This window comes from Puerhibacterium puerhi, assembly GCF_009846865.1.
GTDB classification, from domain to species: domain Bacteria; phylum Actinomycetota; class Actinomycetes; order Actinomycetales; family Cellulomonadaceae; genus Puerhibacterium; species Puerhibacterium puerhi.
In genome coordinates this window covers 1-1,125 of record NZ_WUWN01000092.1, presented here as the reverse complement: position 1 = coordinate 1,125, position 1,125 = coordinate 1, and the positions used below count along the sequence as shown (strand labels likewise).

At 81.4% G+C, this 1,125-nt stretch carries 1 protein-coding gene; it reads right to left on the bottom strand.

Annotation, left to right across the window (positions count from 1 at the left end):
• Nucleotides 1-1,125: glycosyltransferase (locus GSF02_RS18445; RefSeq protein WP_159798820.1), on the bottom strand; the 1,125-nt coding region annotated here is incomplete at both ends.

Genomic DNA, 1,125 nt, shown 5'->3' with positions numbered 1-1,125 from the left:
CAGCCGGCGGCGCGCCGCGGCGCGGTCCGGCCCGACGACGGCGCGCAGGCCCGCCCCGACGACGCCCGCGGCGCGGGCCGCGGCCCACCCGGCGGCGCCGAAGTGGGTGCGGAAGTAGCGCTCCTGCGAGGCGCGGACCCAGGTCTCGCGCCGCACCTCGTCGGTGCTGGTCGCCGCGCCCACGTGGGTGGCCACGACCTCGTGCACCAGCACGTGCTCCCAGCCGCGCCGGTGCGCGCGGTAGGCCCAGTCGGTCTCCTCGGCGTAGAGGAAGTACCGCTCGTCCAGCCCGCCGACATCGGCGAGGGCGTCGGCGCGCAGCAGCAGCACGGACCCCACGACGTACGTGCCGCGCGCGCCGGCCGGCGCGGTCGCCGCCGCTGTCGCCGCCGCTGTCGCCGCCGCTGTCGCCGTCGCCGGCGCCCGGAGGGGCCGCCGGGCCAGGCGCGCCAGCGCGTCCAGGCCCAGGGCCTCGCGCCACGCGGCGGCGGGGGAGGGGAACGGCCACTCGACCCGGGCCGGGACGCCCGCGGCGTCCACCTGCGCCGGCCCGGCGCTCGCGGCCCGCGGGCGGGCGTGCAGGGCCCGCTGCAGCGCGAGCACGTCCTCGGCGGCGACGACGGCGTCCGGGTTGAGCAGCAGCACGTCCCGGCCCGGGTGGCGGCGGTGAGCGAGGCCGTGGTTGACGCCCGCGGCGAAGCCGCCGTTGCGGCCCGGGTCGAGGTAGCGGGCGCCCGCCAGCTCCGCGACCTGCCGCACCGCCGGCGAGGAGGAGTTGTCGACCACCGTGGTCTCGAGCTTGCCCGCGAGCGGCTCCAGCGCGCGCCGCAGCAGGTCGGGCGTGCCGTAGGCGACCACGATCACCTCGGGCGGCTCGAGCCCCGCCCCGTCCGTCGCCGTCCGGTCCGTCGCCGTCCGGTCCGACGCCGCCCCGCCCGCCTCCACGGCGGGGGCCGGCACCGCCTCCGTGCCGCCGGCACCCCGGGCGTCGCGCAGCACGTCCGCGTACAGCGCGTGCTGCGCCTGCGCCACCGCCGACCACGCGCAGCGCGCCGCCACGCCCGCGCCGCGCTCGCGCAGCCGCGTGGCGAGCCCCGGCTCCGCGCCGACGCGGTGCAGCGCGGC